The organism is Pseudomonas sp. 32A (genome assembly GCF_052682255.1).
Genome location: NZ_JBQYLY010000001.1, coordinates 6,464,206 through 6,482,015 on the forward strand (window position 1 = coordinate 6,464,206; position 17,810 = coordinate 6,482,015).

Here is a 17,810-nt window from a genome sequence, read left to right on the forward strand (position 1 = left end):
CAAAAGCGACCGATGCCGCAGCACCTCTGGAAACGGGGGCGCTGTTCACGTTCTGTCATGAGGTCAATCCGTATGTATCGGCCGAGCACGATTCCTTACCAGCAGCATCGAGGGTTCAGCCGAACCTTCACTCAGGGGCATTTGAGCCTTGGATTATTCTTTCCCATGGAGGCGTTCGACGGGGACACTCCGAGCATGCTCAACCAGGTCACACTGGCTAAAAAAGCCGAGGCGCTGGGCTTCTGCGCGCTCTGGTTTCGCGACGTGCCGCTTCGCGACCCTGGCTTCGGCGATGTCGGCCAAGTCTTCGACCCCTGGGTTTACCTGGGTTATATGGCCGCCCATACCTCGGAGATTGCACTTGGCACCGCCTCCATCGCCATCCCGCTGCACCATCCCCTGCACACGGCCAAGGCGTCAGCCAGCGTCGATCAGTTGAGCACTGGTCGCTTGATTCTGGGGGTTGCTTCGGGAGATCGGCCAGTGGAGTTTTCGGCGTTTGGCGTCGATCCCGAAAGGCGTGGAGAGATCTTTCGAGAACACTACGAAGTGATTCGCCGCGCCCACAGCACCAGTTTTGAGCCCATCCACTGGAGCACTGGTGAAATGCAAGGCGCAGACCTGATTCCGAAACCTACCACCCAATTCATTCCAATGCTCGTGACCGGCAACAGTCGCCAGTCACTGGATTGGATCGCGCGTGAGAGCAACGGATGGATCAACTATCCACGCATTCCGAACATGCAGCGGCTGGTCGTGGAAGATTGGCGACTGGAGGTCACGAAACAATGTGGCTCTGTGTATAAGCCCTTTACTCAGTCGCTGTACATCGATCTCGATGAGAATCCGTCAACGCCACCCACACGTATCCATTTGGGGTTCAGACTTGGACGTTACCATCTACGATTTTTGCTGGAGTCGCTTGAGGAAATCGGCGTGGACCACGTCATTCTCAATCTCAAATACGGCAAGCGCCCTGCGGTGGAAGTTATTGAGGAATTGGGTACGCACATCGTTGCGCAGTTCGGAGTGCAGCCGCGTCAGGCAGCTCATTGAACATCGGTCACTGCTACGCCGACGAATGCTCACTTGACGAAACCATAAGGTGTCACGGCGCGGATGACCTCCGGTTCTATATCAATGATGGAGATCTTCGCGGCATGAGCGACCGGTGCCCGGCAAACAATCTACCCTACCCAGCCTAAACCCGTGATGAGCACATTGCCTTGCAGATTCTGTGCGGCCTCCACGCCGTCCATGGACACGATTTGCGCGCGTATCCTTTCACTTCTACCGAGCGCGCAAGCATGGCATGAATCCTGGACACGGCACTTTAGCCATGACATTTATCTTCAATACAAGTGTTTTAATTGATCACCGCCCGGGACAGCAGCAGGCCCAGGCGATCCTGATTTTCATACAAGACATCGTGAGCCTCCCCGAACTGAATGGAACTTCCTGTTGGATTTGCTTAACCGGGCAGCTTGGCCGCAAGGACGTCAACCTTCTCGATTGATGGCGGTTCGGCAAACAGCTCGGCAGCGTTTGCCATAAGCGCCGCCGCGACCTTGCCCGAAAGATGAGCCTGCCGGCCCGCTTCATCCGGGAATGCGTCAAAGATGCCAAAGGTGGACGGCCCCAAGCGGATTCCAAACCAGGCTGTAGTGGCTGGCTCCTCCTCCACTAACGGAAGGCCGCCCAAAAGAAAGCTTTCTACATCCTTTTCTTTCCCAGGTTTTGCTTCCAGGCGAACGAACAACGCTACTTTGACCATTATGTGGCTCCTGTTGTTACGATGCGGCTGGCGCTATCAGATCGCGACAGCTAAGAGGGGTATCCGAGACTCTTAACTATGGTCGACGATACCAGGATTACAAACCCAAATAGACCAAGGGTAGCGGCGAGTAGCGCACGAGCAGTGAGAACGACGTAGTGGGCAGCATGTAACCGCAAGTCAGCCACTTGCTCACTTGGTCCCACCCTCTGGTCTGAAATAATGATTCAACGATATCTGAAATTTAGAAAAACATAAGAGATCATGGTTGCTGTCAGGCCGACCAATATGTACTCGATGCGGGGTAAAAATACGACTAACCCGCCCAAAGAAAACACTATCAACGTGTTTTGTAGTATGTATTTCCTTATTCTACTCACGGCTATAAAATAGCCATATTGCTTACCTAGGAAAAACAAGGCCATGCCGGTGATCGACATAATCTGAAAATCGCGTATCGCAATGTCGTTCAGGATCGCATGCCTGATCAAATTTGCCAGAAGTGCCAGCCCCATAAAAAGAAAAAGGTGCGAGTAGATTAAGGCGTGCCCACTCATACTGCTTTGATGTTTGTTCAATAAGTAAAAACTATCAAAATAGATCCACCAGATACTGCAAATCATGATAAATCCGGTGATGGCCGCCATCACATTATAATAACCCCATTGAATGTTAGACAGGCCTCCGGAAAGGCTAATAATTGACTCCCCCAATAAGATTAGGGTGAGTAGGCCTATGCGCTCAACCAAGTGTTCCGTGTGCGCTGGCAACGGTTTTAGTTTAGTCCAGAAAAATACAGGAAACAGAATATCAAGAACAATCCCAATATAAGCAACAAGGTAACGCAAGGGCGGGTCAAAAATAACGGATGAAAGACTAATAACTGCGCTAACTAATAGGGCAAAACCAAGCCTTGAGGAAAGTTCGCCGCGAGAATCGAGTTTACTAATGGATGAAATGTACATAACACTGATGATCGCTCGTATACCAAAATAGCAGGCAATAATAAGCGGGTAGTTCACTTCCAGGTCTTCCCCAATCCGTGCCGATAGCACAATGAGCAGGAGCATTATGAATAATGTTGCCAAACGGTGAAGATTACTGTCTGTATCGAACCTGTTAGAGTAAATCGTGTGACTGGACCAGATCCACCACAACGGTACAAAAAGCAGTAAGAATGTCCATAATTGCTTATGTTCAAAGTGGCCGTCATGAACATGTCCGAGAGTGTGCGTAACCTGGCCTATCGTAACAACGAAAGTCAGGTCAAAAAACAACTCCAACCATGTGGCGTGTCGATTTTCTTCATAATACTTCAAAGATTTCATTAGTTGCCGGCTCCGTATCCACTTCTTTAATGTAAAGGAAGCTAACGTTGGTTTTTCCTCGGCTCCGATGTGGGTGATGCCAAGCCGATTTGGCTCTCTAGCGATTTCGTCCACGCACTAACAAAAGCTCAATCATCTGACTCATCCCGATGAACTCTGGAACTCCGTCATAGCGAAGCCCGTCAATGTAAAACGCTGGGGTGCCATTCACGCCGCTGCGTACACCGCCATTGAAATCGGCTTGTATTTTGGGAATGTAAGTATCCTCTTGCATTGCAAGATCGAATTCCTCCTTGGGAAGGCCGTGTTTGAGAACGATGGCGCGATACAGCGGCAGGCCCAATCGTTCCTGATTTTCGTACAATTCGTCGTGGGCCTCCCAGAAGAATCCTCGACTCCCGGCATACTCAGCGGTGACCGCTGCACCCAATGCATGGGGGTGAGCGGTGGTCAGAGGGAAGTTACGGAACACAAACAGCAAGTCATCGCGAAAATGCTGTTGCAGATTCTTGACCATCCAGTAAGCTTCACCGCAATAGGGACATTCATAGTCGCCAAATTCCACCAAGGTGACCTTGGCATGCGCACTTCCCTGGCGATGGTCGTTGGCACTTACCGGGACTTTGAGAGTGGCCATGTAATCACCTGTTAATTTTTGGTTGGCGTGCTTTGTGGCGAATTCACCAGAGCATCCAGCGCATCCAGAATGCCGTCCGCCCCAGGGTTGATTGCCATTGGTGAGACGTAGCTCCAGGCGACCACCCCCTCCTTGTCAATCACGAACAGTGCCCTCTTACAAACTCCGAGCTGGGACTCGTACGCTCCATACTGTCGTGCCACCGCCCCTTTGGGCTCGAAATCGGCCAGCAGGCTGAAGTGGAAATTTCGATCTTTGGCAAAGGCCTGATGACACCAGGCGCTGTCAACCGAGATACCCAATAGCACCGCACCATATTCTCTGAAGGTGGGTGACAACTGGTTGTACAAGGTCAGTTGGTCACCACACACCGAAGTCCAGTCAGCGGGATAAAACGCCAGTATCACGGGATTTCCCTTTAGCTCACGCAGCGACAACTGTTGATCAGGGGTTGCGTGAAGAGTGAAGTCGGGCGCGACAGTGCCGGCCGGCAGCGGACCCTGAACCAGGTCGCCATTGGTTTTTTGTGCATCATCTAACTCTGAAGTATTCATTGCTTGAACCTTGATAGATGGGTGGTTGGGACGTGCTCAGTGGGATACGACGTGCCCGGCGGGATAACTCCATCCACCATCAAGGGGAAAAAAAAGACAACGCTGCCTAGATCTCAGCCTGAGCCTGAGTAATTTCGGCAGCGAAACGTTTACGTTCCGCATCAAGGAACACAAGAAGATCCGCCGTGTAATCGCGGAATTGGATTAGGCCAGGTTGGCAGGGGAATGGTCGGATTCGCTCTGGCTCACCAATGACTATAGTCGTTGATGACGCTTACCGTAGTAACTGAACGAATTTTCGGTACCCTCCAGTGCCAACAACAGTCACGCGCTTAATGCGTCCACGGCCAGGCGTGTTGAGCAGACCTTGGGTCTAAAGCGCTCAGTTTCCCAAACGCTTCTGGACCCGGCAAAAGATCTGAAGCGCTCAACAGGAACGCTCCAGGACCGAAGTGGCAACTGAAGTGTGGTTCAGGGCAACCGGACTCGTTCGAATCTGAAGATTCGCCTTTTCAAACTTCGGAATAGACAAGATCGGGCGTCAGGGACCGGGACGCGCGAAGGCTTAGGAAGGCTTCGAGGTCAGCATAGGGCATCGGTTTAGCAAAGTAATACCCCTGAAAAACATCGCAGCGACCGCCCTTGAGAAAGTCCACTTGAGACTTGGTTTCCACACCTTCGGCGACCACCGTCAGGCTGAGGTGATGGGCCATGGAAATAATGCCTTGGGTGATCGCGGCATCGTGATGGTCGGTAGCGATATCCCGGATGAAAGAACGGTCAATCTTGATTTTGTCGATGGGTAAGCGCTTGAGGTAGCTGAGGCTGGAATAACCGGTGCCGAAATCATCGAGCGCAATGCGTACACCTAGAGCCTTGAGCTGGTGCAACGTGTCGATCGCCTGCTCAACGTTATGCAACAGGAGCGACTCGGTAATCTCCAGTTCCAACTGCCCGGCGCTAAGTTCGTACCTGTTTAGCACTGCCTGTATACACTCGACGAACTGCCCACGCTGGAAATGCATCGGCGAAATATTCACGGCCATCGAGATGCCTGTGATGCCCTGCTCGCCCAGTTGACGCAACTGCGCGCAGGCCGTATCGAGTACCCAAAGGCTCAGCGGGATGATCTGACCACTGTCTTCAGCCACTGTTACAAACACCGCTGGTGAGATAAATCCCTTTTCCGGATGCTCCCAGCGCAGCAAGGCTTCGATCCCGACCACCTGCCCCGTGCGTGCGTCTATCTGCGGTTGATAATGCAGCTGGAAGGATTGAGTTTCGATAGCCTTTTGCAAGTCATTGCGCAGGCTCGCGTGCTCGCAAAAACGTTGATTGAGGTCGCTGGTGTACCACTGAAAGTTGTTGCGCCCTTCCTGCTTGGCTTTGTACATGGCCATGTCCGCCTGCTGAATCAGTTGCATCGGCTGCTCGATGTAACCATCGCTCAGGGTGATGCCGACGCTTGCACTCACATGCAGGTCAATACCCTGGATGCAGTAGGGTCTGGCAATGCTCGCCATCAGGCGCTCGGCTACGGGTACAACGTCCTCGTCACGCAGCAGGTCAGGCAGGAGCACAATGAATTCGTCACCGCCCATGCGCACGATGGTGTCACCGGGACGAACTTGCTGGGTCATACGTTGCGCCACTTCGATCAGCACCTGATCGCCAAAGAAATGCCCGATCGAATCGTTGATGGATTTGAATCCATCCAGATCAATGCACATCACCGCGAGCCGCCGATTACGCCGACGACTGATGTGGCAATCCAGAACCAGTCGCTCTTCAAGCGAAACACGGTTAAGCAAACCGGTAAGCCGGTCATGGCTGGCGTTGAAGCTCAATTCGCGTTCGAAATGTTTCTGCGCGCTGATATCCCGGGCAATGCCGAATACTCCGACGATTTCTCCGTTGACCATGATGGGCAGGTTGGAGATATCCATGGTCAACAGTTGCTCACTTTCGTCGCGAAGCTGTGCCTCGAAGCGCTGAGGCGCTCCGGCACGGGCTGCGCAAAAATGCTGACTAACCCGTTGCAGATCCTCATCGAGAACCAGATGGGAAAAGTGATGACCAATGAAATTGACGGCCGTGTGCGGTTTCAGCTTCAGGCCTGCAGGATTGACGCTCTGGATGTTGCCGGCCAGATCGAGGGCGAACACCGGGTTGGGGTTATAGGTGAACAATGAACGAAAACGTTGTTCGCTCTCCTCCAATCGCCGACCGTCACGCTCATGACGGATCGCAATGACGGCCAGTTGCGCGGCAAAAACCAGTTGTTGAATCTGCGCCTCGTCCGGCGCATGGATGCTCTTTTGGTACAGGGCAAATGTCCCCAACACCGTTCCTTGATGGGAGAGCAAGGGGACAGACCAGCAGGAATGCAGGTTATGCCCCAGCGCCAAGCTGCGGAAACGGTCCCAGTTCGGGTCCCGGGCGATGTCTTCAGTGACCACAAGCTCGCGCCGGAACGCCGCGGTGCCGCAGGTCCCTTCCTGCGGACCAATGGCCATGCCATCTATCGCCTCGCTGTACTCGGTCGGCAGGCCGGGTGCCGCGCCGTTAAGCAAGTGTTTGCCCTCGGCATCCGCCAGCAAGATAGAGCAGTAGGTTTCGGGAGTCTGTGTGTCGAGCATCTGGCAGATGGCGCAGAGTACATCGCCCAGATGCTGATCGGTCGCAATCATGCCGAGAATGTCACGTTGCGATTGGTGGAAGGTCTTGCTCTGAAAACTTGGACGAGGATTCATGGTGATTCCTGAAGACTCTCGATTCGTCCGGTCTTCAGAGAGCCAGAAACAGTAGCGGGCCGATCACTGTCCACTTGTGCGTCGGATATACAGTCTATAGAGCGTCGCCCCGTTAAAAACAGACTCAGATCTAACAAAAAAAGCAGGATCACATTGTTGCCGTCTGGCTGACTTCGCTGTCTCGACTTTTGGAAATCCGCCCTTTTACGGACGTTCACGACACCGCAGGTGGCCACATCGAACGCTGCGATTTTCAAGCCTGATTGTTCACCCGTGGCTACGGCGTGGGCGATGCCAAGACGACGCCGCACCCTAGCGATTTCGTCCGTGCCCTACAGACCGCTCTACTGGAGTCCCGTCATACTCCCTATGGCCGAAAGCAGTCATTTGTGGACGGCAGCTATCGGCCAGAAGCGGTCACTCGGCGTGTCTACGAAATTAGGGGCGATTCAGCCTTACTGAGCGGGTCGAGAAAGGTCGCTGGCCGGAAGGCGATTTGCTGGACGCGTTCCGCGTGTGGCGTGACCAGGAAAATACGTCGAACGCCGTTCCTGGGCGAGAGCTATGATTGAGTAGGAAGTCGATCGTTTCCTCTATTTCGACGTCGAGTGCCTCCAGGGCGCCGGGACAGAAGCCGAAGGCATTGCGCTTGCTCAGCGATAAGCGCCGGGGAACCATTCAGATCATTTCAGACGGAAAATCGCGTCAATAACATCATCCAGCGGCTTCTCTCCGTGTGTATTTTTACCCACAAAATGTGCCGTAAAGCTGACACGCACCCCCTCTTTCTGGAAGAAAAAATACTGCGGTTCTACTGGAACTGGAGGATTTGGGATAGGCGCATATGTACACAGCTCAACTCCATCTAGCACAACAGTTGCACCCGACTTGAGGCAAATTTGATATGTCCCTTTAGGCCCCACAACTTCAATTTTCGGATTTTCGCTACTCATAACTTTTCCCTTCCCAATATTTGTTTTAAAAGAAACATACATCGAACGCCGTTCCTTGAGTATGGCACTAGATTATCAACTTCGTAATGCACCACGGCGTGACAGGGGCTCAGGCAGAACGGGCAAACCGTAGTGCCGTCGCGCCTCAGCGTTGGACTCCTCGATCGTGATCTCGCCTCCAAGGAATAGGGTCTGCAGCTTGAGCAGAAGTTCAGTAGGTCGAATGCCTTCCAGTGCGGACGTGGCCCGCGCATAACGCACGGCTTCGATTCGCTGGGGTTGCTGGTGATCGCCACCGAAAATGAGGACATCTACATGATGCTGAAGTACCTCGGTAAGCGTCTGCCGATGTCACCTTGCACACCCAGGCTGACCGTCCTACGTTAGCGGAAGCGGCTTGGGTGACGTCAGCTTTTGGCCGTCTGCTGCCTGTCGCAACGGCAGTTTTTGGCGAATGCTGACCCTCACTCTAAACCGTTTCATTCACTTAACTCACGGGTGGCTCGGGACATCCGCCTCCCCCGCTGCTACGCTTTCGGCTCCTTCATTGGAGTCGAAACAATACCCACTGAATATTCACTGCCTGATGTCCTTGAGCGTCTGTACCAAAACCAGTTCGCCTTAGAGGCGGCGGTGATGGAGTTGACGTTGTGGATTGAGCGCAAGGGTACGACGGACACAGGCGACAATATCCGCGGCGCGCTACAAACGATTGGAGAGAACGCCGGACACATCAAACAAGGCTTGGCAAAACTGAAGGCCCGAGGCCCACACTAATTAAGCTGTCCACGACGTCCCGCATGCGACAGCCTTGCTTGGACTTTGTGCGCATACAGTCCGGGCCATCTGTTCGGCGCAAAGGATGACCCCACACTTTACAGTTCGTCAGATACAAATCCCAAACTCCCTGAGTTTATGTAAAATGGCATAATATGCCAACGATCGAAACAATATGTTTGCCCAGAGTTGGAGCTAATGATGGCGACGCGAAACGTTGTGCTCACCCCTCACCAAGAACAGGTTATCCAAGACCTGGTCCAGTCCGGCCGTTATCAAAATGCCAGCGAAGTGATGCGAGAAGGTTTGCGTTTACTGGAGCAGCGCGTCGCCGAAGACACTGCCAAAATTGAGGCGCTGCGTCTGGCGACCTCGATCGGCATCATGGATCTTGAACACGGGCGCTTTACTCAATTGAACGAAGGGCATCTGGAGCTTTACCTAGAGGGCTTGAGCCTGGAGGCCACCACTCTCGCGAGCGAGAAACACTGAGCATGCCGCAGTATCGGATTTCCAACGCGGCGCGCGCCGACATTGTCGACATCCTCAGGCTCTCCCAGACGCAGTTCGGCGATCAAGCACGGCCGCGCTACCAGGCGCTGATACTCACGGCGTTGCAAGCTCTTGCCAGCACTCCTTATTGCATTGGCAGCCACGACCGTGATGAGCTTGCACCGGGCCTTCGCAGCTATCACCTCACCTATTCACGCAAGCAGGTCAAACACCCCCATGGGAGGGTCAAAAGCCCACGCCATATCGTGTTCTATCGTGTGGCAAATGACGCCCTGATCGAGGTCGTCCGACTCCTTCATGACGCCATGGAAGTGCAGTTGCACTTGCCGAACGACTGATCACCGACCGGGCACAACAGTTTAACCGGCCATGAACAGCAAAGGTAGGCGCCCCCTCTACATCGCAACCTGAGCCCCTCCCCCGCTGCCAGCCGATTCGGCGGCCAATTGAAGCACGATGCTCTGGCCCCGACCGGAATATCGAGATCCACGACAAGAAACACGATGTTCAATTTTGCCCACCGCTTTCAATGCTGAACAACCGCTTCGTAGGCGTTTTCCGTGCCTAGGCGCCTCGCATTACGCTGCAACTGCCGATGGACATGCGGATCAACGTCCCTAGCATCCAGAGCCCTGGCAACATCACGCAGAGCACGAGCATCTCTGGAGTCAATTTCAGGATAGGTGCAGAGAGAAAGACCCAACAACACCATTTAAGGATATCGACTCATTACCCATATCCTCTTCCGGACGAGCAAGGGTTTGCCAGATACGGGTTGCTAATCCAGTATACGGAGGCGCACTGAATACCAGCCAAAGCCACCCAAGTCCGTGCCAGAAATCGCCATTCGCGATCGCTCGAACACTACGCGCAACTGGGGGCATAACTGGGGGCATAATTCGTTTTTTTCAGGCTGCGACTACCGTGCTAGAGCCCAGTCAAAATGTTTTTCGGGGATCCGGACAGTCTCTGATTCACTGTTTAACCATCCGTAGAACGTGTCAGCGCCTCCCACTGATCGATATCCCGCAGGGATTGCCGCAGTTTTTCCCGCACATAACCCAGCGCATCACTGCCCAGCAGCAAATGCGCCGGTGGGTGGTCGCTGGCAATCAGCGTCAACATCGCCTGCGCGGCTTTTTGTGGGTCGCCCAATTGGTGGCCGCTTTTCTCTTCCCGCGCCTGGCGCACCGGATCAAAGCTCGCATCGTAGTCGGCGATACTGCGTGGTGTGCGCTGCATGGACCGCCCGGCCCAATCGGTGCGAAACGAACCCGGTGCCACGGCCGTGACAAAGATGTTGAAGGGCTTGAGTTCTTTGCTCAGGGTGTCGGAGATGCCTTCCAGCGCAAACTTGCTCCCACAGTAGTAGGCAATACCCGGCATGGTAATCGTGCCGCCCATGGAGGTGATGTTGATGATGTGCCCACGGCGGCGCTGGCGGAAGTACGGCACGAAGGCCTTGGTCACGGCAACGGCGCCGAACACGTTGACGTCGAATTGACGGCGCATGTCCTCCAGCGGCGACTCTTCGAAAATCCCCTCATGGCCGTAACCCGCATTGTTCACCAGGACGTCCACCGGGCCGAAGCGGGTCTCCACCTCGGCGACGACGCTGTCGATCCGCTCAAAGTCCGTGACATCCAGTATTACCCCATGGGCGCGCTCCGCCGACAACGCTTCGAACGCCTGCAGGGCCGTCTCATTGCGTACGGTCCCGATGACTCGGTGGCCGGCAGCCAACGCCTCTGCTGCCAGCGCTTTGCCAAAGCCGCTGCTGATGCCGGTGATGAACAGTGTTTTTTGAATACTCATGAAAAATCGCTCTCGGTGGATGTACACCCATGGTAGTCAGGTAATCACTGTCGACCTATGCCGGTAAATCTAGGAGCTTTGCCTATTCCTATCTCCCTTCACCGTTGGCGATCCCTTCGGCCCCGGATGCTGCTCGCGGGCCCGGCGCTCCGCGAGCTGTTTTTGCTCTTGTTTGAATTGCTGCTGCCAGCGTGCCAACGCTTCAGCCCCATCCGATGCCTGCGCCGTTACTGGCGCAGACACGATCATCCCGAAAAGCGTCCAGACAAGGAGTTGCTTCATTTCATCTCACCTTCGTTGTGTCAGCTGAAACCTGTGTGTACCTGTCGAGCAGCCCCGCTAAATCCTGGTAGCCAGCAGCCAGATCACGGGCGCCCAGCCGCATCAATGACCTTGACGTTCGCCGCGCCTGGGCCGCGCTGATCGATGAATGGGCGGCATACCTGGAGATGCGCCGATCGCCGGTTCGTACGCAGTTGGCGATCGATGATTCAGGTTCAAGATCGAGGGTTTTGCGGTGCAGCCACATCCACTGCCGGCCCAGTTGCAGCGATACGGAGCCGGCCTCATAGGGGCCCGATAACGCCTGCAGGGCAACCATCCGATGCTGTTGGGTTACCTGCCACTTCAGCAGGTCGATACACGGCCCATGACGCAGTAACCGCTGCGTGTCCTTGTGCAACGCCTTTCTCAGGACGTGAGCGTGGCTGGCGGATTTTCCTGGCATTAGCTGGAAGGCCAACAGGCAGATAGCAAGCGTCACCATCCAGGCAAGGGCCTGATTGGCGAAGTCAGTGAAGTCGTATTGAGCGGTCCCGCCGGTACCGACCAGGGTGTTGAAGGTGATCAGGTAGGCGATGCCTTGCAGCGCATGGCGCGGCCGGGTCGTGGCGTGAATCCCGAGCGCCCAGAACGCAATCAGCACCACCGTGAGTAACCCGAAGCCGCTGATGGAGGGCATCAGCAGGAACTTGCACCCCGCTGCCGCCAGGACTCCGTAGAAGGTTCCCCTGGCAAGGCTCGCAATGCCTTGCTCCGGCGCAGGGCTGGTGGCCAGCAAGGTGCAGAACGGGCCCAGTACAGCCAGTAGGGTTGGCCCTTGGTCCCAGCCTGTGAGGTACCAGATAGCACCGGTCGCCAGCGTGGCCAGCAACGCTCGCACACCGTTACGCAGTGCGGCGCCGTAGTGTCGGTGAAACCCCACGGCGCGGGCTGGCGGTTGGGACGCGTGCTCAAGGCAGGCAAAACACCACAAGGCGCCGGACAGTTCCACCAGTGGTTCATCCAGGCGCTGCCGACTCGCGCTGCTTTCCAGGCTGCGTTGCAGCTCCCGGACACGATTCGCCGCCACGGAAAATTCGGGCATTGCCTCAGCCAGCTGTTGCAGCTGGGCGCCGAGTCGAGCGTGGGAAGGCAACACCCTCTCGTCCAGTACCACGGCATGCAGATACGCAAGCCCCGCCTGCAGGGTCGCGAGCCTGGAGCGAATCAAAACCGACTCGCCCCGGCCGATCCCGAGAAGGTCGTCCACCTTGCTGATATCGATGGCCAACGGGCCCGGTGCAATAACCGGCCCACCGTCAAACCGCGCGGCCAGCAGCCGCAGGGTGCGGGATGATACATCGCGAAGTGCCGTGTTCAGTGTGCGCTCGACGGTCTTGCGGCTGAATAACGTAGCCACCAGGCTCAGGCTCAACACCCCCAGTACAACGGCCGTGCCCCGTCCGACGATATGTTCGAAACCTTGCTGCGGGGCAACAATCGCGGGGCCCAGAGCCAGGCAGACGGTGTACCCGGCAACCACCGCCGCCGTGGCCTGGTAGTGCCGAAGCACAGTCATGGCACCGACACAGAGGCCGAGCCACACCCCGATCCCGAGGATAAACAGCAGCATTTTCTGGGCGAACAGGCTGATCAGCACCAACGCGACGGCCAACCCCACCAGGGTGCCCAGCGCCCGATTGAAACCCTTGCCGACCACCGCACCCTGGAGCGGATGAATCAGCAACAACACTGTCGACGCCGCCGAGAACGGCGACTCCAGGTGCAACAGGAACCCCAGCCACAAAGCCAATGTGGCGGCCGCAAGGCTGCGCAGCACATAGCCCGATGTCGCGGGTGACCATGCCCCCGGCAGTGCCACCAGCATTCGCAACGCGCGGGCCATCACATAAACTCCTGGAGCCACTGCACAAGCCTCCAGCGCGGCGCCGTGCCCTCCTCGGCCACCTCGATGCTGGCGGTCATCCCCGCTGCCAGTTCCACATCGGACGGCACCTTGTCCAGTTCAACTCTCACGGGCACGCGCTGAGCCAGGCGTATCCAGCTGAACGTTGGCGCCACTTGAGGCAAGCCACTGTTACTGCGCAGCTCGTTACCGTCGGCGATGCCTCGGCCAATACTCGCCACATGCCCTTCGAGCAGCGGCGAAAAACCCATCAGCTTGATGGACGCCCTAGCCCCCACCCGAACGCCGGCCAGCTTGGTCTCTTCGAAGTAACCGGTGACCCAGAAGCTATGGCTATCGACCACAAAGATATTGGTCTCGCCCGCAGTGGCGTAGTCACCTGGCTGAAGTCGCAACTGGGTCACATAGCCGTCGACCGGCGAACGAATCGTCGTACGGTCCAGATCCAGCCGCGCATGGGCCAGCTGGCTCCGGGCCGCATCCAGACGCGCCTTGGCCACCGCCAGGTCCCGGGCGGCATTGTCGGTCTCCTCCCGCGCGATAGCATCGCCGAGCTGGTTGCGGCGCTTGAGCTGGGCAGTGCGCTGCTCGAACACACTGCGCGCCTCGGCAAGCTCGGCCGTGCGCTGTTGCTGGGCCAACAGGTAGGCGCTGCGGTCGATCTGGTACAGCAATGCGCCCTTGGCTACCCACTGGTTGTCCCCCGCCATGAGTTGTTCGACCTGGCCGGACACCTCGGGGGCAATACGGATGACTTGCGCGCTGACACGCCCGTCCCGCGTCCAGGGCGCCAGTTCATAGGCGCGCCACAACTGCGTACAGAACAGCAGCGCCGTCAGGCCCAACACGAAGGTTACGAGGGTCTTGAGGATGTGGTTGATGGTCATCGCGCTCCCCCTCATACCTTCAGCACAAGGATCGAAAGCACGATCAGCGACACAAAGAAGCGCGCCAGGCTCGGATGCCAGGCCCAATCCAGCCAGCGCCGCAGGGCCCGCTCCAGCAGCCCGTAGACCAGGGCTGCAACTTCCACGTAGAGCAAGAACGGAGGAATGTAGAGGTGGGCAATCGTGATTTCACTGAGCATCGGTTGAATCTCGCAGTCGGCCATCACCTTGATCGCCTTGGTGACGATGGTAGGGACTGCAAGGTCGTGCCGATATTGAGTATGCTGCCAAGATATAATCAAATTCAGACAATCAAGGCGTGCAGCATGGGCGAGATGAAGCTCCAGGGCGTTGATCAATTCGAACTGGACAGTTTCGATCAGCCCGCCGTCGCGTTGATGCTCGGCAGCCAGCGCAACGACACCGAATTCCCCGTGCACAGCCACCGCAAAGGCCAATTGGTGGTGGCGTATCACGGCGGTATCGTGTGCACCGTCGAGGATGGCGTGTGGATGGTGCCGTCGGGCTTCGGCGTGTGGATTCCGGGCGGCATCGCCCACAGCAACCGGGTAACGGCCAACGGCAAGATCGGCTATCTATTTGTGGAGCCCGGCGCAGCGGCTTTACCGGATAAGTGCTGCACGCTGGTGCTTTCGCCACTGGTCCTGGAGTTGATCCTGCACCTGAGTGCTCAGGCGCAGAACTATCCGCCAGCGTCTGCCGATGCACGCGTGGCGAGCGTGCTGCTTGAACAACTGGAGCTGGCGCCCTCGGAACAGCTGTACCTGCCGCTTCCCGCCACCCCGCAGTTGCGTTTCATCGCCCGCGGGCTGGCCCAGGATCCGGCAAACCGTTGCACCATGGCCCAGTGGGCACGTCAGGTCGCCATGAGCGAGCGGTCACTGGCGCGGCTGGTCAAGAGTGAGACCGGCCTGACATTTGGCCAATGGCGCAAGCAATGGCAAATCATCGTGGCCTTGCAGAGCCTGGCCGAGGGCGAATCGGTGCAACGGACCGCCGAGGCGCTGGGGTATGAGTCGGTCAGTTCGTTCATCAGCATGTTTCGCAAGACGCTGGGCTCGTCGCCGGCGCGTTATATCCGTCGTACTGCAACGCGCTAGCCTCGGGACGCCTCAATCACGTTAACCTGCTCCGTCAGCAACACCGGCAATTGATCCTGCAAAAACGCGACCCATGTGCGCACCTTGGCATCCAGAAAACGCCTCGACGGATACACCGCGAAAATGCTGCGCTCTCTAAGCCGATATTCGGGTAACAGCCGCACCAGCGAACCGTCGCGTAGTGCTGTGCTTGCACTGAAAAACGGCAACAGACTGATGCCCATGCCTTCTTGTGTCGCCTTGACCATCGCATCCGCCACGTTGGTCCTGAAGGTGTCTCCCGGCGCAATCGCAATCTCGCCCTCTTTACCTTTGAACACCCAGGCATCCTCCTGGAAATCCTGAAGGTGCAAACGTCGGTGCTGCATCAATTGCTGCGGACTCTCGGGCACACCATATCTGGCCAGATACCTCGGCGCCGCACACAGGACGCTGAACAACTGCCCCACCGTCTGGCTCACCAGCGCTGAATCCGGCAACGAATGGGCGATGGAGATCACCACGTCGTGGCCCTCTTCCAGCGGGTCCGGGTTGTGCTGGGACAGGGTCAGCTCGATGGACACGTCCGGGTATTGCTCGCTGTAGCGGGCAATCAACGGGGTGATCAGCACGCCAAGCCCACTCATACAATGCAGCCGCAACCGCCCGCGCGGGTTGAGGTGTGCGCCGCTGGCCTCCGCGGTAGCTTCCCTCACGTCCTCAAGAATGTCGCGACAGCGCAGCAGGAACCGCTCGCCCGAATCGGTAAGGCTCAGGCGTCGGGTGGTGCGTTGCAACAGGCGGGTCTCAAGGTTTTTTTCCAGCTCGGCGATCAACCGCGACACGTGGGCGCCGGACATGTCCAAGGCCTCAGCCGCCGCAGCAAAGCTGCCTGTGTCGACAACCCGGGCGAACACCTGCATGCCATTGAGCAGATCCATCAGTATGGCCCCTCGATTGCTACCTGATACGTACGAGTCATTCACCTGCTCCTGTCTTTATCCCGCTGTGGCAATCACTAAAATGAACCCTACTCACAGAGGGACTCATCATGACTATCAAATGGCTCAGCTTGATCCTGCTCTTCAGCGCCACCGGCGCCCTGGCGGCTGGCAGCAATGACGCGCCGGATATCCAGCGCGTTATTTCACTCACACCCGTGCCCGGCAGTTGCCAGGTAGAACCGGCGACGATGGTTTATCTCGACAGCCAGGGCGTCAGCCACACCGTCAACTACCAGGTCATGGGTACGTGCCAGGGCGGGGTTTAAAGCAGCTTCCAGGTGTAACTGAGGATCAGCCGGTTCTCGTCGATATCGCTGCGGTAGTTTGAGCGGGCCATGACGTTACGCACCCGGATGCCCAGGCCGCTCAGCGTGCCGCTTTGCACCACATAGCCGATATCCAGGTCGCGCTCGCGGTCCTTGCCTTCGTAACCGGCGCCGGTGGTCACGTTGTTGCCGGTGATGTAGCGCACGGTGGTGGTCAGCCCCGGAATGCCCAGCGCCGCGAAGTCGTAGTCGTACCGCGCTTGCCAGGAGCGTTCGTCGGTGTAGGCGAACTCGTAGGTGGGCACCTCGTTGCCCAGTGGCGAGATGTTGGCGAACACCCGTGGGAACGCACTGTCGCCATACATGGCTTGATAGCCGACGTAGAAGATATGGCCGCCATGCTTGGCCGACAGCAGCGAGAAAAACGCCTGGTTGTCGATCTTGCCGAGCAGTTTGTCGCCGTCTTCCCGGGCATCGTAGTAGCCGAGGTTGGCGCCGAGTATCCAGTCGCCCATCAGCTGGCTGTGTTTGAGGCCGACAAAGTCCTGGCGGTAGATGTCCTTGAGTTGGCCATGCCAGTAGCTGACGCTGGTACGGTTGGTGTTGAAGGCGTAGTCGCCGCCGACGTAGTTGAACCCATCACTTTCTGCGCCGCGTTGCGGCACATGGCCGAGCATGGCGATCATCTTCTCGTCGCCGGCTTCGTTGCGCAGGCTGGTGGTGGTCAAATGCCCGGCCTGTAGGGTCAGGCCGGCGATTTCGCCGGAGCTGACACTCACGCCCTGGTAGCTGGGCGGCAACAGGCGAATGTCGCTGAAGGCCAATACCGGCAGGTTGGGTTGCAGTTCGCCAACCTTCAATTCGGTTTTGGAGAGTTTCGCCTTGAAGGTCAGGCCCAAACGGCTGTAGTCGTCCGGGGCACTGCCATCGCCCTTGACCGGCAGCAAGCCGGTATTGGTCCGGTCCGGGCTGCTGTCGAGCTTGAGGCCCAGGGTGCCCAGTGCATCCAAACCGAAACCCACGGGCCCCGGGGTATAGCCGGATTTGTAGGTCAGGATAAAACCCTGGCCCCACTCCTGCGCCTTTGATTGCTTGTTGGCGCCCACGATGTCCGAAAAGTCGCGGCTGAAATAGTAATTGCGGGCCTGCAAGGTGGCGGTGGAGTCTGCGAAAAAACCGCCCTCAGCCGCCGTCGCCGCAAGGGGCATGCCCAACAGGGACAGCCAGATACGTTGTGTATTCATGTCGTTGCTCTTAGTTA

19 protein-coding genes and 1 pseudogene are annotated in these 17,810 nt (G+C 56.9%); 6 read left to right on the forward strand and 14 right to left on the reverse strand.

Features of this window, described 5'->3' with window-relative positions; translation table 11 throughout:
* Positions 1–72 precede the first annotated feature (72 nt).
* Complete coding sequence (locus ACUN0G_RS29640) at positions 73–1,056, forward strand: LLM class oxidoreductase (protein ID WP_078047889.1); 984 nt, start codon at positions 73–75, stop codon at positions 1,054–1,056.
* A 38-nt stretch (positions 1,057–1,094) separates the two neighbouring features.
* Here ACUN0G_RS29640 and ACUN0G_RS29645 read toward each other — a convergent pair.
* The 7 genes and pseudogenes from ACUN0G_RS29645 to ACUN0G_RS29675 form a co-directional block, all read right to left on the reverse strand.
* Positions 1,095–1,277 (reverse strand): annotated as a pseudogene (locus ACUN0G_RS29645) (monovalent cation:proton antiporter-2 (CPA2) family protein); the annotation flags it as partial.
* Between the two features lie 194 nt (positions 1,278–1,471).
* Positions 1,472–1,774: a putative quinol monooxygenase gene (locus ACUN0G_RS29650; protein ID WP_023047152.1), complete on the reverse strand. Its 303-nt coding sequence runs from the start codon at positions 1,772–1,774 to the stop codon at positions 1,472–1,474.
* A gap of 227 nt (positions 1,775–2,001) precedes the next feature.
* Positions 2,002–3,102 carry a low temperature requirement protein A gene (locus ACUN0G_RS29655; protein WP_115487450.1) on the reverse strand — a complete coding sequence of 367 codons (1,101 nt, stop codon included), beginning with the start codon at positions 3,100–3,102 and terminating at the stop codon, positions 2,002–2,004.
* A 97-nt stretch (positions 3,103–3,199) separates the two neighbouring features.
* Entirely contained in the window at positions 3,200–3,739 is a 540-nt protein-coding gene (locus tag ACUN0G_RS29660; RefSeq protein WP_046036280.1) for a DsbA family protein, read from the reverse strand.
* Positions 3,740–3,750: 11 nt separating this feature from the next.
* Entirely contained in the window at positions 3,751–4,293 is a 543-nt protein-coding gene (locus ACUN0G_RS29665) for a redoxin domain-containing protein (protein WP_046036279.1), read from the reverse strand.
* 512 nt (positions 4,294–4,805) lie between these two features.
* Complete coding sequence (locus ACUN0G_RS29670) at positions 4,806–7,046, reverse strand: putative bifunctional diguanylate cyclase/phosphodiesterase (RefSeq protein ID WP_126570206.1); 2,241 nt, start codon at positions 7,044–7,046, stop codon at positions 4,806–4,808.
* Between the two features lie 683 nt (positions 7,047–7,729).
* Positions 7,730–8,041, reverse strand: a complete 312-nt coding sequence (locus tag ACUN0G_RS29675; RefSeq protein ID WP_126570205.1) for a hypothetical protein — start codon at positions 8,039–8,041, stop codon at positions 7,730–7,732.
* 519 nt (positions 8,042–8,560) lie between these two features.
* Between ACUN0G_RS29675 and ACUN0G_RS29680 the strand changes: the two genes are divergently transcribed.
* The 3 genes from ACUN0G_RS29680 (at position 8,561) to ACUN0G_RS29690 (ending at position 9,627) form a co-directional block, all read left to right on the forward strand.
* Positions 8,561–8,776 carry a hypothetical protein gene (locus tag ACUN0G_RS29680; protein WP_046036385.1) on the forward strand — a complete coding sequence of 72 codons (216 nt, stop codon included), beginning with the start codon at positions 8,561–8,563 and terminating at the stop codon, positions 8,774–8,776.
* A gap of 201 nt (positions 8,777–8,977) precedes the next feature.
* Entirely contained in the window at positions 8,978–9,268 is a 291-nt protein-coding gene (locus ACUN0G_RS29685; protein ID WP_046036276.1) for a type II toxin-antitoxin system ParD family antitoxin, read from the forward strand.
* Between the two features lie 2 nt (positions 9,269–9,270).
* Positions 9,271–9,627: a type II toxin-antitoxin system RelE/ParE family toxin gene (locus tag ACUN0G_RS29690; protein WP_445575100.1), complete on the forward strand. Its 357-nt coding sequence runs from the start codon at positions 9,271–9,273 to the stop codon at positions 9,625–9,627.
* Positions 9,628–10,270: 643 nt separating this feature from the next.
* On the opposite strand, the gene ACUN0G_RS29695 is transcribed toward ACUN0G_RS29690, so the two are convergent.
* The 5 genes from ACUN0G_RS29695 to ACUN0G_RS29715 all read right to left on the reverse strand — a co-directional run bounded on the left by ACUN0G_RS29695 (position 10,271) and on the right by ACUN0G_RS29715 (position 14,379).
* Positions 10,271–11,104 carry an oxidoreductase gene (locus tag ACUN0G_RS29695; RefSeq protein WP_445575101.1) on the reverse strand — a complete coding sequence of 278 codons (834 nt, stop codon included), beginning with the start codon at positions 11,102–11,104 and terminating at the stop codon, positions 10,271–10,273.
* Between the two features lie 69 nt (positions 11,105–11,173).
* Positions 11,174–11,386 carry a hypothetical protein gene (locus ACUN0G_RS29700; RefSeq protein WP_445575102.1) on the reverse strand — a complete coding sequence of 71 codons (213 nt, stop codon included), beginning with the start codon at positions 11,384–11,386 and terminating at the stop codon, positions 11,174–11,176.
* 1 nt (position 11,387) lies between these two features.
* The gene (locus ACUN0G_RS29705; RefSeq protein WP_445575103.1) at positions 11,388–13,271 is read right to left on the reverse strand and encodes an FUSC family protein; all 1,884 of its coding nucleotides are present in this window, start codon (positions 13,269–13,271) and stop codon (positions 11,388–11,390) included.
* Entirely contained in the window at positions 13,271–14,179 is a 909-nt protein-coding gene (locus ACUN0G_RS29710; RefSeq protein WP_445575104.1) for an efflux RND transporter periplasmic adaptor subunit, read from the reverse strand. The genes ACUN0G_RS29705 and ACUN0G_RS29710 overlap by 1 nt, the downstream gene beginning before the upstream one ends.
* An 11-nt stretch (positions 14,180–14,190) precedes the next feature.
* Positions 14,191–14,379 carry a DUF1656 domain-containing protein gene (locus ACUN0G_RS29715; RefSeq protein WP_445575614.1) on the reverse strand — a complete coding sequence of 63 codons (189 nt, stop codon included), beginning with the start codon at positions 14,377–14,379 and terminating at the stop codon, positions 14,191–14,193.
* A 126-nt stretch (positions 14,380–14,505) separates the two neighbouring features.
* Between ACUN0G_RS29715 and ACUN0G_RS29720 the strand changes: the two genes are divergently transcribed.
* Positions 14,506–15,300 (forward strand): AraC family transcriptional regulator, encoded by a 795-nt coding sequence (locus tag ACUN0G_RS29720; protein WP_445575105.1) that lies wholly within the window; start codon positions 14,506–14,508, stop codon positions 15,298–15,300.
* Here ACUN0G_RS29720 and ACUN0G_RS29725 read toward each other — a convergent pair.
* The gene (locus tag ACUN0G_RS29725; protein WP_445575106.1) at positions 15,297–16,220 is read right to left on the reverse strand and encodes a LysR family transcriptional regulator; all 924 of its coding nucleotides are present in this window, start codon (positions 16,218–16,220) and stop codon (positions 15,297–15,299) included. The two genes, ACUN0G_RS29720 and ACUN0G_RS29725, sit on opposite strands and share 4 nt — an antisense overlap.
* 110 nt (positions 16,221–16,330) lie before the next feature.
* On the opposite strand from ACUN0G_RS29725, the gene ACUN0G_RS29730 reads away from it, so the two are divergent.
* The gene (locus tag ACUN0G_RS29730) at positions 16,331–16,549 is read left to right on the forward strand and encodes a DUF2790 domain-containing protein (RefSeq protein ID WP_445575107.1); all 219 of its coding nucleotides are present in this window, start codon (positions 16,331–16,333) and stop codon (positions 16,547–16,549) included.
* Here the strand turns inward: ACUN0G_RS29730 and ACUN0G_RS29735 are convergent.
* Complete coding sequence (locus ACUN0G_RS29735; protein ID WP_445575108.1) at positions 16,546–17,793, reverse strand: OprD family porin; 1,248 nt, start codon at positions 17,791–17,793, stop codon at positions 16,546–16,548. The genes ACUN0G_RS29730 and ACUN0G_RS29735 overlap by 4 nt on opposite strands.
* Positions 17,794–17,810: the final 17 nt, after the last annotated feature.